The sequence below is a fragment of the Saccharothrix lopnurensis genome (assembly GCF_042658445.1).
Classification (GTDB): domain Bacteria; phylum Actinomycetota; class Actinomycetes; order Mycobacteriales; family Pseudonocardiaceae; genus Actinosynnema; species Actinosynnema lopnurensis.
Genome location: NZ_JBHSQO010000054.1, coordinates 33983 through 46978, shown reverse-complemented (window position 1 = coordinate 46978; position 12996 = coordinate 33983). Strand labels below are relative to the sequence as shown.

Here is a 12996-nt window from a genome sequence, read left to right as displayed (position 1 = left end):
ACCGCGGGCCCCGTCCGCTGGCGGATAATGGCGGGTGTGCGTGGACGAGGTCCGCTGGCGGTGGCCGCGGCGGCGGTGGTCGGGTGCGGGGTGCTGCTGGTCGTCGACCCCAACCAGCCGGGGTCCCCGCTGCCGCCGTGCCCGCTCTACGCGCTGACCGGCATCCAGTGCCCGGCGTGCGGGTCCACCCGGATGGTCCACGCGTTGCTGCACGGCGACCTCGTCGCGGCCTGGCACTTCAACGCCGTGGTGCTGGTGGCCGGGCTGCCGCTGCTGGTGTGGCTGTGGGCGCGGTGGGCGCGGGCGTCGCGGCGGGGCGAGCCCGCCCCGCCGGTGCCGCGGGCCGTCGGCGTGCCGGTGGTGGCCCTGGCGGTGACGTGGATGCTGGTGCGCAACCTAGTCGCGTAGCTTGCGGCCCTGGCTGTCGGTGCCGCCGTTGACCAGCAGCACGATCCCGTCGACCAGCGACCAGATGCCGCACCCGCCGCAGGTCAGCAGCTGCGCGATGCCGATCCCGGTGTCGCCGATGTAGAACCGGCCGATGCCGAACGGCAGCACCAACTGGAGCACGCCCGCGGCGATCCGCGACTTGTCCGACAGCGGCTGCCCGGTCAGCGGGTCCACGCCGTAGGGGGCGGCCGGGGCGAACCCCGGCGGGTAGGCGTGCGCGGGGTCGGCGTAGCCCTTCGCGCCGGTGGTGGGCTGCCCGTAGCCGGGGGTGGCGTACCCCGGGGTGGCGTAACCGGTGGTGGGGTGGCCGTCGCCCGGGTAGCCCGGCGCGGCGTAGCCGGTGGTCCGCGGGTACTCGGCGGTCGGCGGCTGGAACCTGGGGTGCGGCAGGTCGTTGAACAGCGCCGCCAGCTCCTGGGCGGTCTGCGCGCCGGACGCGAAGCCGACGCGCTGCTCGTACTCGCCGATCTCCAGGCGACCGGCCGCGAAGTGCTCGTTCAGCGCGCTGATCGCCTCGTGGCGCTGCTGGTCGCCGATGCGCACCTGGTGTGGTTCCGACACGTCACAACGCTAACAGGAGGGGGCGCGGCGGAAGGCCGGGACCAGCGCGGCGCCGGCCGCCCTCGACGCCGGCGGGCGGGGGCGGCACACTGCCATGCGTGACGGCGGCGACCCCGGCAGGCGCACCGGCGGGGACCCCTGCGGGTGCGGCGATCACGGCCTACCTCGACCACCTGGCCGTGGAGCGCGGCACCGCCCGCAACACGCTGGACTCCTACGCCCGCGACCTGCGTCGCTACGCCGCCCACCTCGCCGGGCGCGGCGTCACCGACCTGGGCGGGGTCACCGAGCCCGTGGTGACCGACTTCCTGGCCGGCCTGCGCGAGTCGGGCCTGGCCGCCTCCTCCGCCGCCCGCACCCTGGTCGCCGTGCGCGGGCTGCACCGGTTCGCCCACCGCGAGGGCCTCACCGCCCACGACCCGGCCCGGGAGGTGCGCCCGCCGCAGCCGCCCAAGCGGCTGCCCAGGGCGATCCCGGTGGACGACGTGCTGCGGCTGCTCGACACCGCCCGCGGCGACACCCCCGCCGAGCTGCGCGACCGCGCCCTGCTCGAACTGCTCTACTCCAGCGGCGCGCGCATCTCCGAGGTCGTCGGCCTGGACGTGGACGACCTCGACGCCGCCGAGCGCACCGTCCTGCTCGACGGCAAGGGCGGCAAGCAGCGGGTGGTCCCGGTCGGCAGGCCGGCGCTCGCCGCGCTCGACGCCTACCTGGTGCGCGCCCGCCCCGCGCTGGCCAAGCGCGCCAACCCGGCCGTGTTCCTCAACGCCCGCGGCGGCCGGCTGACCAGGCAGACCGCCTGGCACGTGCTCAAGACCGCCGCCGAGCGGGCCGGCACCACGGCGGAGGTCTCGCCCCACACCCTGCGCCACTCGTTCGCCACCCACCTGCTGGAGGGCGGGGCGGACGTGCGCGTGGTGCAGGAGCTGCTGGGGCACGCCTCCGTCACGACGACCCAGGTCTACACCCTCGTAACCGTGAACACCCTGCGCGAGGTCTACGCCACCGCCCACCCCCGCGCTTCGGGGTGACGCGGGGGCCGGGACCGGACCGGAAACCACCCGACCAGACGAGCTGGAGGTGCCGACCAGGTGCCGAACTTGGACGAGCCGGAACCCGCCGCCATCGACCTGGGGTCGGTGCTGCACGCGTTGAGCGACCCCACGCGGCTGGCGGTCGTGCGGCAGGTCGAGGCCGACGGCGAGCGCCTGTGCGGCGCGCTGCTGGTGGACGTGGCCAAGTCCACCCTGTCCCAGCACCTGCGGGTGCTGCGCGAGGCCGGCATCACCCGGACCAGGGCCTGCGGCAACCAGCGGTGGGTCTCGCTGCGCCGCGACGACCTCGACCGGCTGTTCCCGGGGCTGCTCGACGTGGTGCTCCGGGCCGCCGACCGGGCGGGCGCGGCGCGGTGACGCGCGCCACCGCGGCGTGACAACTCTTCGCACCCGCTCCGGCGGGGCGCGTTGCCGCCCGGCCCCCCGGTGCCTAGGCTTCGCCCAGGCAGAGGACTAAGGATCGGAAGGCGATGTCGACACCGGGGCACGCGAGCGGGTCGTGGGGAGCTCAACCCCCGCCGCCGCAGCAGACCGGTGTACCCCGGGCCCAGGTCGAACTCAGCCTGGCGCCCCACGCCGCGCCGGTCGACGAGGACGCCGTCGAGCAGTCCGCGGGCGACATGGGCCCCACCGGGCGCCCGCTGCGCTTCGTGCCCGACCCGCCGCTGCTCGCCCACCACGGCCCGGCCCGCATCCTCGCGGTGTGCAACCAGAAGGGCGGGGTCGGCAAGACCACGTCCACGATCAACCTCGGCGCCGCCCTGAGCGAGTACGGCCGGCGGGTGCTGCTGGTCGACTTCGACCCGCAGGGCGCCCTGTCGGTGGGCCTGGGCGTGCACCCGCACCAGCTCGACCAGACCATCTACAACGTGATCATGGAGCGCGACGTCGGCATCAACGACGTCATCATGAACACGCCGGTCGAGGGCATGGACCTGCTGCCCAGCAACATCGACCTGTCCGCGGCGGAGATCCAGCTGGTCTCCGAGGTGGGGCGGGAGCACACGCTGGTCCGCACGCTGCGCCCGGTGATCGACCGCTACGACTACGTGCTGGTCGACTGCCAGCCGTCGCTCGGCCTGCTCACGGTCAACGCCCTGGCGGCGGCCGACGGCGTCCTCATCCCGCTGGAGTGCGAGTTCTTCAGCCTGCGCGGGGTCGCCCTGTTGATAGACACGATCGAGAAGGTCAGGGAGCGGTTGAACCCGAAGCTGGAGATCACCGGCATCCTCGCCACCATGTACGACCCGCGCACGCTGCACTCCCGCGAGGTGATGGCGCGCGTGGTCGAGGCGTTCGGCGAGGTCGTGTTCGACACGGTGATCAACCGCACCGTCCGGTTCCCGGAGACGACCGTCGCCGGTGAGCCGATCACCCGCTGGGCGCCGCGCTCGGCGGGCGCGAAGGCGTACCGCGCGCTGGCGCGCGAGGTGATCGGCCGGTGACCCGACGCCCCTCTCTGCCGGGCGCGTCCGAACTGTTCCGCCTCACGAGCTCCGCCCCCGAACCCGCGCCCCGGCCCGCCGTCGACCCGCCGGCCGACCCGCCCGCCGCCGACCAGCCCGCGCCCGGACCGCGGCGGGGCAGCGGTCGGCAGAAGCACTCGACCAAGATCACCGTGTACGTGTCCGACGAGGAGCTGCTGGCGCTGGAGCACGCCCGGCTGGCGCTGCGCGGCGAGCACGGCCTGGTGGTGGACCGGGGTCGCGTGGTCCGCGAGGCGATCGCAATCGTGCTGGACGACCTGGAGGACCACGGCGAGGACTCCCCGCTGGTGCGCAGGTTGCGCGACCGGTGAGCGGAGAGGCGCCACCACCCGGGACCGCGGCGGGCGCGGCCGGGGTCACCGTCGAGCACCCGCCCGCCCCCGACCAGGCCCCGCCCGCCCCCGACCAGGCCCCGCCCGGCGACGGCCGGTTCCAGGTCCGGCTCACCAACTTCGAGGGCCCCTTCGACCTGCTGCTCCAGCTGATCTCGCAGCACACCCTGGACGTGACCGAGGTGGCCCTGCACCAGGTCACCGACGACTTCATCGCCTACATCCGGGCCATGGGCGACCAGTGGGACCTGGACGAGACCACCGAGTTCCTGGTCATCGCGGCCACCCTGCTGGACCTCAAGGCGGCCCGGCTGCTGCCCGCGGGCGACGTGGAGGACGAGGAGGACCTGGCCCTGCTGGAGGCCCGGGACCTGCTGTTCGCGCGGCTGCTCCAGTACCGGGCGTACAAGCAGGTCGCGGCCCTGTTCGCGGAGCTGGAGCAGGGCGCGTACCGGCGCTACCCGCGCTCGGTGGCGCTGGAGCAGCGGTACGAGGGGCTGCTGCCCGAGGTGATGCTCGGCGTGGACGCCCGGCGGTTCGCCGAGATCGCCGCGGTCGCGTTCCGGCCCAAACCGCCGCCGACGGTGTCCACCGAGCACATCCACCAGCACCGGGTGTCCGTGCGCGAGCACGCGGACCTGCTGCGGGAACGGCTGGCCGAGCTGGGCACGACGACGTTCGCCGAGCTGATCGCCGGGTGCGCGGAGACCATGGAGGTGGTCGCCCGGTTCCTCGCGCTGCTGGAGCTGTACCGGGAGAGGGCGCTGGCGTTCGAGCAGCCGGACCCGCTCGGCGAGCTGCGCATCACCTGGGTGGGGACCGACGGGCAGACCCACGCCCCGGAGCGGGCCGAGGACGACGAGGAGTACGGGTGACCCCCAACGAGCCGAGCCGACCCGGGGCCGCCGGTCCCGCGCTCCCGCCGGGCACCGCCGCCGGGCCGGGCCGGGGCACCGCCCTCGCGCTCGACCCGCCGGAACCCCCGGGAGCCGACGGGACCGAGGTCGAGGACGGTCTGCCCGACCTGTCCGAGGACGCCGAACTGGACGGCGCCCTCGAATCCGTCCTGCTCGTCGTCGACAGCCCCATCGCGGAGGAGCAGCTCGCCGGCGTCCTCGGGCAGCCCGTGAAGCGCGTCACCCGGGCCCTCCACCGGCTGGCCGCCCACTACACCGAGCGGGGCAGCGGGATCGACCTGCGTAGAATCGGCGACGGCTGGCGGTTCTACACGCGGGACCGCTTCGCGCCACTCGTGGAGAAGCTGCTGCTCGACGGGCAGCGCGCCAAGCTCACCCGGGCCGCGTTGGAGACCCTCGCGGTCATCGCCTACCGGCAGCCCGTCACCCGGGCCAGGGTCGCGGCGGTGCGCGGGGTGAACGTCGACGGCGTCATCCGCACGCTCGTCGCGCGCGGCCTGATCGCCGAGACGGGTACCGACTCCGACACGGGTGGCATCCTCTACCGCACGACCGAACTGTTCCTGGAGCGGTTGGGCCTGTCGTCGCTCGGCGACCTGCCCCCGATCGCTCCCCTCCTGCCCGAAGTGGATGCGATCGACGATGTCTGACCAGGACAAGCCCGAAGGGGTCCGGCTCCAGAAGGTGCTCGCCAAAGCGGGGGTCGCCTCCCGCCGCGTGGCCGAGGAGCTGATCGAGCTGGGCCGCGTCCAGGTGGACGGCGAGGTCGTCCGCGAGCAGGGCCGCCGGATCGACCCGGACACCGCGGTCGTCCACGTGGACGGCGTCCGCGTGCAGCTCAAGGACGACGTGATCACGCTCGTGCTGAACAAGCCGCGCGGCGTGCTCTCGACCATGCACGACGAGCAGCACCGCCCGTGCGTCGGCGACTACCTCGCCAACCGCAAGGACCGCCTGTTCCACGTCGGCCGGCTCGACGCCGACACCGAGGGCCTGCTGCTGCTGACCAACGACGGCGACCTCGCGCACCGCCTGATGCACCCCTCCTACGAGGTGCCCAAGACCTACCTGGCCGAGGTGCCCGGCCCCATCCCCCGGGACCTGGGCCGCACCCTGCGCGCGGGCATCGAGCTGGAGGACGGCCCGGTCAAGGTCGACTCGTTCCGGCTGATCTCGGCGCTGCCGGGCCGGGCGCTGGTCGAGGTCGTCCTGCACGAGGGCCGCAAGCACATCGTCCGCCGCCTGCTGGAGCAGGTCGGCCACCCGGTGCAGACCCTGGTCCGGACCGCCGTGGGCGAGGTGCGCCTGGGCAACCAGCGGCCCGGTTCCATGCGCGTGCTCAACCGCCAGGAGGTCGGTTCCCTCTACAAGGCCGTCGGCCTGTAGTTGTTCAGCGTCAGCGCGTGGACGCTGAACGGGACCCGCTGAACAATCGCCCTCGTCGAAGGGGAGGGCGACATGGCCAGACGGGAGACCCCGTTACGGGTCGAGCACCACGGGCTGGGCGAGTTCGCGGCGGGGCTGCGCAAGCTCCGCGAGAAGGCCGGTGGCCCCACCTACCGGCAGTTGAGCAGGCAGGCGCACTACTCGCCGGCCGCGCTGTCCGAGGCGGCGAACGGCCGCAGGCTGCCCAGCCTCGCGGTCACCCTGGCGTACGTGCGGGCGTGCGGCGGCGAGGTCTCCTCGTGGGAGGCCCGCTGGCGCGGGCTGGCCGACCAGCTCGCCGCGCCGCGCGCCGACCCGGACGACGACCGCGCCCCCTACGCCGGGCTGGCCGCGTTCCAGGTCGAGGACGCCGACCGGTTCTTCGGCCGCGACCGGCTGGTGGGCGAGCTGGTCGAGCTGGTCGGGCGGCGCCGGTGCACGGGGGTGTTCGGCGCGTCCGGCTCGGGCAAGTCCTCGGTGCTGCGGGCCGGCCTGGTGGCGGGCGCGACGGGACCGGCGGTCGTGCTCACGCCTGGTCCGCGACCGGTGGAGGAGCTGGCCGTGCGGATCGCCGCGGTCACCGGCAAGCCCGCGGCCGCGCTGGTCGCCGAGTTCACCGCCTACCCGGAGAACCTGCACCTGCGCGTCCGGCAGGCCCTGGTGGGCCGCCACGGCGACCTGCTGCTGGTGGTGGACCAGTTCGAGGAGGTCTTCACGCTGTGCGCGGACCCGGTCGAGCGGGCCGCGTTCGTCGCCGCGCTGACCACCGCCGCGGCCGCGCCGACCAGCCGGACCCGGGTGGTGCTGGGCGTGCGGGCCGACTTCCTGGGCCACTGCGGCCGGTACCCGGAGCTGGTCGAGGCGCTGCGCGGCGGGCACGTGCTGGTCGGCCCGATGACCGCGGACGAGCTGCGCGAGGCGGTCGTCGCGCCCGCCCAGGCGGTCGGCTGCAAGGTGGAGACCGCCCTGGTGACCCGCCTGGTGTCGGACGCGGCGGGCCAGCCCGCGGTGCTGCCGCTGGTGTCGCACGCGCTGCTGGAGACCTGGCGGCGGCGGCGCGGGGTCGTGCTCACCCTGGCGGCCTACGAGGAGGCCGGGGGCATCGAGCACTCGATCGCGCGCAGCGCCGAGGACGTCCACAACCGGATGACCCCGGCCCGGCAGCTGATCGCCAAGCAGGTGTTCCTGCGGCTGATCGCGGTCGGCGAGGGCACCGGGGACACCAAGCGCCGGGTGGACCGGGACGAGGTCGACCACCCCGAGGTGCTGGCGACCCTGGCCGCGGCGCGCCTGGTGGTGCTCGACCGCGACTCCGCGGAGCTGGCCCACGAGGCGCTGATCCACAACTGGCCGCGGTTGCGCGGCTGGATCGCGGAGGACCGCGCGGGCCTGCGGGCGCAGCGGATGCTGACCGACGCCGCGCGCACGTGGGAGGCGCTGGACCGGGACCCGTCCGCGCTGTACCGGGGCACCCGGCTGGCGATGGCCCGCGAGTGGGTCGACGGGGAGGTCTGGCCGCGGCTGACGCCCGGTGAGCAGCGGTTCCTGGAGGCCGGCATCGCCGCGGACGACGCGGTGCACGCCGCCGAGCACCGGCGCGCCCGCCGGCTGCGGCAGCTGGTGTCGGTGATGGCCGTGCTGCTGGTGCTGGCGTTCAGCGCGATCGTGTTCGCCGTGCGCGCCGAGCGGTCGGCCAGCGAGCAGGCCGCGATCGCGCTGGCGCACAAGGTCATCACGCAGGCGGCCGGGCTGCGCACCGCGGACCCGTCGCTGTCGGTGCAGCTCAGCCTGGCCGCGCACCGGTTGGCGGAGCTGCCCGAGACGCGGGACGCGGTGTTCGGCGCGTTCGCCGAGCCCTACGCCACGCGGATTCCGGCGGCGCGGTCGGTGGCCGTCGCGCCGAGCGGGTCGCTGCTGGCGGTCGTGGACGACACCAGCACCCGGAACGCGCGCCTGGTCGACGTGTCCGACCCGCGCCGGCCGGCGCACCTGAGCGAGCTGCCCGCCGTGGCGGGCGTGCGCGTGGTGGCGTTCTCCCCGGGCGGTGACCGGGTGGCCGTCGCCGGGGCGGGCCGGATCGCGGTGGTGGACGTGCGCGACCCGAGGCGGCCGCGGGTGGAGCTGGTGCTGACGGACCCGGTGCCCACCCGGAGCGCGGTGTCGCTGGCGTTCTCGCCCGACGGCCGCCGGCTCGCCGCCGGGTACGAGGACCGGTACGCGGTGGTGCGGGACGTCGGCGACCCGTCCGACCCGCGGCTGCTGCCCGTGGCGGGCGATGGCGCGTCGCGCGCGGTGGCGTTCCTGTCCGCGTCGGCGCTCGCGGTGCTCTCCGGTGACCGGGTGGAGGTCGTGGAGGTGACCACCGGGGCGACGACCACCGCCGTCGCCGGGGTCGGGGCGCTGACCGAGCTGGCCGTGGCGGACTCGGGGCGGCTGCTGGCGACCGCGGGCGAGGACCGCGCGGTGCGGCTGTGGGGGGTGGGTGAGCCGTCGGGGCCGGCGCGGCAGCTCGGCGTGCTGCGCCACGGCGGCGACGTGCGCGCCGTGGCGTTCGACGCGACCGGCCGGGTGCTGGCGACGGCGGGGGAGGACCGGGTGACCCGGCTGTGGGACGTGACCGACCGGGGCGCGCCGACCGAGGTGGCCGCGCCGGTCGGGCACCTCGGGCCCGTGACCGCCGTCGGGTTCGTCGGGAGCCGGGTGGTGGTCACGGCGGGTGACGACCTGACCGTGCGGCTGACCGACGTGACCGACCTGCCGTTCCGGCAGGACGCGCAGATCCGGTCGGTGGTGGTCGCCGCGGGGCGGGACCTCGTGGCGACCGTGGACGAGGAGGGCGTGCTGCGGCTCGTCCACCCCCTCCCACCGTCGGGGCTGCGCACGGCCCGGCCGCTGACCGGGCACCGGGGCAAGGTGCGCACCGCGGCGCTCAGCCCGGACGGCGGGCACCTGGTGACCGTGGCGGAGGACGACGCGGTGCGGGTGTGGCGCGTCACCGACCCGGCGTCGCCGGTGCTGGTCGGGGAGGCGGGCACGGCGCGGGTGGTGGCGTTCAGCCCGCACGGCTCCTCCTTCGCCACCGGCGGCGCGGACGGGGCGACCCGGCTGTGGGACGCGCGGACCCTGCTCCAGACCGCGGTGGTGGCCGACCGGGAACACCGGAACAGCCCGGTCAACGCCCTCGCGTTCGACGAGACCGGCGCGCGGCTGGTGGTGGCCAAGCTCAGCGGGTGGGTGGAGGAGTGGCGGCCGGCCGGTCCCGGCGAACTGGTGCGCCGCCACCGGCCGAACCCCGCCGCGGTGCAGGTGGAGTCCCTGGCGGTGGCGGTGGGCGGCGAGCTGGTGACCGCGGAGCCGAGCGGGCAGGCGGTGCTGGTGCGGCGGCCGGAGCTGCGGTGGGACGCGAGCCTCGCCGCGCCGGTGGAGGTGGTGCCGAGGGAACCGCTCGGGTCGGCGGTGCGGTCGGTCTCGGTGCGCGGGGAGCGGGCGGCGGTGGCCGGCGCGGACGGGACCCTGCGGCTGTTCGACATCGGCGGGGCGGGGCCGCCGCGGGTGGTGGCGTCGTTCGCGGCGCACGCGTCCGGGGTGGACTCGGTGGTGTTCGCGCCGGACGGGCGGGGGTTGGTCAGCGCGGGTGACGCGGTGGTCCGGTTCTGGGCGACCGACCTCGTGCGGGTGGAGGAGCGCATCTGCGCCGCGGCGCACCCGAGGATCACCGCGGAGCAGTGGGCGGTGTACTTCGGGGAGCTGCCGTACGACCCGCCGTGCGGCAGGTGAACCCGTCGCGCGGGGGCCTGAGCGCTGAACCCGGGGGGCCTGAGCGCTGAACTCGGGGGGTCTGGACGTACGACTCGCGGGGTCTGGACGTACGACTCGCGCGGGGGGAAAGTCGAGTGTGGATCGCAAGATCACATCGTGGAGTTTTCCCGCCACTCATTGTGGTGGCGCTGTTCTCTCTCTAGATTGAGCCGGGTTGGCTGGCGTTGATCAACTGGGAAGAGGCGTTGCGCGTGCGTGCGCTCACCCGAGGACTGCTCGGTGTGGCCGGGTTCCTCGTCGTTTGGGAGCTGTTCGGTCGTTCGCGACTGGTTCCCTCGGATTATCTGCCACCGCCGTCCGTCGTAGCGGTGGAGCTGATGAGGTTGTTGGGTGACGAGGCGTTCCTCCGGGACGTGGTCGCGACGCTGCTCGCGCTCCTCATCACCGTGGTGCTGTCGGTCGGGATCGCCGTCCCGCTCGGACTGGTGCTGGGCAGCGTGCCCTCCGTCCGCCACGCCACCCGGGCGGTGGTGGAGTTCCTGCGCCCCATCCCGTCGGTGGCGCTCATCCCGCTGGCGATCGTGGTGATCGGCATCGGCCCGGAGATGAAGATCTCGCTCGCCGTGTACGCGGCGACGTGGCCGATCCTGTTCAACACGATCTACGCGCTCGACGAGCTGGACCCCCTGCTCGTCGAGACGGCGCGGGCGTTCGGCACCGGCCGGGTGCGCGTGCTGTTCTCCGTGGCGCTGCCCAGCGCGCTGCCGTTCGTGTTCACGGGCATCCGCCTCGCCGCCACCACGGGTCTCGTGGTGCTGGTGAGCGTGGAGCTGCTCGCGGGCGGTTCGGGCGGCGGGCTCGGGAACTTCATCATGGACGCGCGCAGCGGCTCGGGCCGCATGGACCTGGTCCTGGCCGGGACCGTGGTCGCGGGCGTGATCGGCTACCTGCTCAACGAGGGGCTGGAGCGCGCGCAGCGCCGCTGGGTCGGGTGGAGCACGGTCACGACGGGAGGACGGTCGTGAACCGGTTCATCCAGCGGTGGGCGGTGTTCGCGGGCCTGGTCGTGGTCTGGGAACTGCTCACCTGGCTCGCCGACGACACGTTCTTCCCGCGCCCGACGGAGATCGCGACCGCCGCGCACGCGCTGTGGCTGTCCGGTCCGGTGGAGGACCTGTTCCTCACCGAGACGGTGTTCGAGCACGTGCTGCCCAGCATCGCCAGGCTCCTCGGCGGTTGGGCCATCGCCGCCGTGATCGGCGTCGCCCTGGGCGTCGCCCTCGGTCGCTCCTCGGCGGCCATGCAGTTCGCCGGTCCCCTGCTGACGTTCATGCGGTCGATCCCGCCACCCACCCTGGTGCCGGTGTTCCTCCTGCTGTTCACGGCCGGCACCCAGATGCAGCTCGCCACGATCGTGTTCGGCGTGCTGTGGCCCATCCTGCTCAACAGCATCGACGGAGCCCGCTCCGTCGACGCCACGAAGTTCGACACCTCGGCCGTGTTCCGCATCCCCAAGCCCCAGTGGGTCCTCGGCGTGGTCCTGCCCGCCGCGTCGCCGAAGATCTTCGCCGGGCTGCGGGTCTCCCTGTCGCTGGCCCTGGTGCTCATGGTCGTCTCCGAACTGGTCGGTACGGACAACGGGATCGGGTCGCAACTCCTGCTGGCCCAACGGTCCTTCGAATTCCCCGACATGTGGGCCGGGATCATCCTCCTGGGATTCCTCGGCTACGCCTTCAACACCGTGCTCCTGTCCTTCGAGGCCCGGGCCCTCGCCTGGCAGCCGAGGCAGGAGCGCACCCCCGCGACGGTGGAGGAAAAAGCGTGACCGCGATGCTCGAAGTGGCCGACCTGGGCCACACCTACCAGGCGAAGGACGGCGCGCACACCGCGATCGCCGACCTGTCGTTCACCGTCGGCGCAGGCGAGCTGGTCTGCGTCGTCGGACCGTCCGGCTGCGGCAAGTCCACGTTGCTGCGCACCATCTCCGGCCTGATCCACCCGACCCGCGGCGAGGTCAGCCTGCACGGCGACCGGGTCCGGGGCGTGCCCGAGGACCTGGCCGTGGTGTTCCAGGACTACAGCCGCTCGCTGTTCCCCTGGCTGTCGGTGCTGAAGAACGTCGAGTTCCCGCTGCGCCGCACCCTCGGCCGCGCCGAGCGCCGCGCCCGCGCGGTCGAGGCGCTGGAGTGGGTCGGACTGTCCACGGCGTACCGCAAGTACCCGTGGCAGCTCTCCGGCGGGATGCAGCAGCGCGTCGCCATCGCCCGCGCGCTGGCCTACCGGCCGGCGCTGCTGCTGATGGACGAGCCGTTCGCGTCGGTGGACGCGCAGACCCGGTTCGAGCTGGAGGACCTGCTGCTGAAGGTCCGCACCGAGCACGACACCACGGTGCTGGTGGTGACGCACGACATCGACGAGAGCGTGTACCTGGGCGACCGCGTGCTGGTGCTGTCCACCTCGCCCGCCTCGGTGGTGGCGGACCTGAAGGTGGACCTGCCCGCGCAGCGCGACCAGATCACCACGCGCGAGTCCGAGGCGTTCGTGGCGCTGCGGGCGGAGGTCGCGCGGCTGCTGAACGTCGGCAAGACCGCCGAGCAGGTGGCGGCGCGGCGCCGGGCCAACGAGGCGCAGGCGGCGAAGTGGGCCGAGGCCGAGCGCGCCGAGGTCTCGCGCGTCGAGGCCGAGGAGCGCGCTGCGACGTGAAAGCCCTTCACGTGAAGTAGGGAGTCGGTCGGCGGGCGATCCGCGGCGCACAGGGCCTCTCAGGGCCGCGCCGGGGGTCGCCCGTCGTCGTGTCCGGGGTGGCCATTGCCGTGTCCGAGTCGCTCGTCGCCGTGTCCGAGTCGCTCGTCGCCGTGTCCGGGGTCGCTCGTCGCCGTGTCCGGGGCCGTCCGTCGCCGTGTCCGGGGTGGACGGGCGCGGTGCCGGCATCGGGCCTGGTCGCGCGGCGGGTGAAGCCGTTGGGGCGCCGGGGTTTCGACGGACGTCGTTGGCAACGATTCGACATCGT

At 74.4% G+C, this 12996-nt stretch carries 13 protein-coding genes; 12 read left to right on the top strand and 1 reads right to left on the bottom strand.

Features of this window, described 5'->3' with window-relative positions; all coding sequences use genetic code 11:
• The first annotated feature begins 36 nt into the window (after positions 1-36).
• A complete protein-coding gene (locus tag ACFP3R_RS32755; protein ID WP_380641916.1) occupies positions 37-408 on the top strand; it encodes a DUF2752 domain-containing protein in 372 nt (123 codons plus the stop codon).
• Here ACFP3R_RS32755 and ACFP3R_RS32750 read toward each other — a convergent pair.
• A complete protein-coding gene (locus ACFP3R_RS32750) occupies positions 397-1011 on the bottom strand; it encodes a DUF1707 domain-containing protein (RefSeq protein WP_380641914.1) in 615 nt (204 codons plus the stop codon). The two genes, ACFP3R_RS32755 and ACFP3R_RS32750, sit on opposite strands and share 12 nt — an antisense overlap.
• A 98-nt stretch (positions 1012-1109) precedes the next feature.
• Between ACFP3R_RS32750 and xerD the strand changes: the two genes are divergently transcribed.
• The 11 genes from xerD (at position 1110) to ACFP3R_RS32695 (ending at position 12689) form a co-directional block, all read left to right on the top strand.
• Positions 1110-2042, top strand: a complete 933-nt coding sequence (xerD, locus tag ACFP3R_RS32745) for a site-specific tyrosine recombinase XerD (RefSeq protein ID WP_380641912.1) — start codon at positions 1110-1112, stop codon at positions 2040-2042.
• Between the two features lie 60 nt (positions 2043-2102).
• Complete coding sequence (locus tag ACFP3R_RS32740; protein ID WP_380641909.1) at positions 2103-2423, top strand: ArsR/SmtB family transcription factor; 321 nt, start codon at positions 2103-2105, stop codon at positions 2421-2423.
• Positions 2424-2536: 113 nt separating this feature from the next.
• The gene (locus ACFP3R_RS32735) at positions 2537-3511 is read left to right on the top strand and encodes a ParA family protein (RefSeq protein ID WP_380641907.1); all 975 of its coding nucleotides are present in this window, start codon (positions 2537-2539) and stop codon (positions 3509-3511) included.
• Complete coding sequence (locus tag ACFP3R_RS32730) at positions 3508-3864, top strand: hypothetical protein (RefSeq protein WP_380641905.1); 357 nt, start codon at positions 3508-3510, stop codon at positions 3862-3864. The genes ACFP3R_RS32735 and ACFP3R_RS32730 overlap by 4 nt, the downstream gene beginning before the upstream one ends.
• Positions 3861-4760, top strand: coding sequence for a segregation and condensation protein A (locus ACFP3R_RS32725; RefSeq protein ID WP_380641902.1), 900 nt, complete (start codon positions 3861-3863; stop codon positions 4758-4760). The genes ACFP3R_RS32730 and ACFP3R_RS32725 overlap by 4 nt, the downstream gene beginning before the upstream one ends.
• Positions 4757-5452 carry an SMC-Scp complex subunit ScpB gene (gene scpB / locus ACFP3R_RS32720; protein WP_380641899.1) on the top strand — a complete coding sequence of 232 codons (696 nt, stop codon included), beginning with the start codon at positions 4757-4759 and terminating at the stop codon, positions 5450-5452. The genes ACFP3R_RS32725 and scpB overlap by 4 nt, the downstream gene beginning before the upstream one ends.
• Positions 5445-6188 carry a pseudouridine synthase gene (locus ACFP3R_RS32715; protein WP_380641896.1) on the top strand — a complete coding sequence of 248 codons (744 nt, stop codon included), beginning with the start codon at positions 5445-5447 and terminating at the stop codon, positions 6186-6188. Before scpB ends, ACFP3R_RS32715 begins: the two co-directional genes overlap by 8 nt.
• 72 nt (positions 6189-6260) lie before the next feature.
• Positions 6261-10004 carry an nSTAND1 domain-containing NTPase gene (locus tag ACFP3R_RS32710; RefSeq protein ID WP_380641894.1) on the top strand — a complete coding sequence of 1248 codons (3744 nt, stop codon included), beginning with the start codon at positions 6261-6263 and terminating at the stop codon, positions 10002-10004.
• A gap of 233 nt (positions 10005-10237) precedes the next feature.
• Positions 10238-11011 (top strand): ABC transporter permease, encoded by a 774-nt coding sequence (locus tag ACFP3R_RS32705; RefSeq protein ID WP_380641955.1) that lies wholly within the window; start codon positions 10238-10240, stop codon positions 11009-11011.
• The gene (locus tag ACFP3R_RS32700; protein WP_380641892.1) at positions 11008-11811 is read left to right on the top strand and encodes an ABC transporter permease; all 804 of its coding nucleotides are present in this window, start codon (positions 11008-11010) and stop codon (positions 11809-11811) included. Before ACFP3R_RS32705 ends, ACFP3R_RS32700 begins: the two co-directional genes overlap by 4 nt.
• Positions 11808-12689, top strand: coding sequence for an ABC transporter ATP-binding protein (locus tag ACFP3R_RS32695; RefSeq protein WP_380641890.1), 882 nt, complete (start codon positions 11808-11810; stop codon positions 12687-12689). Before ACFP3R_RS32700 ends, ACFP3R_RS32695 begins: the two co-directional genes overlap by 4 nt.
• The last annotated feature ends 307 nt before the right edge of the window (positions 12690-12996 follow it).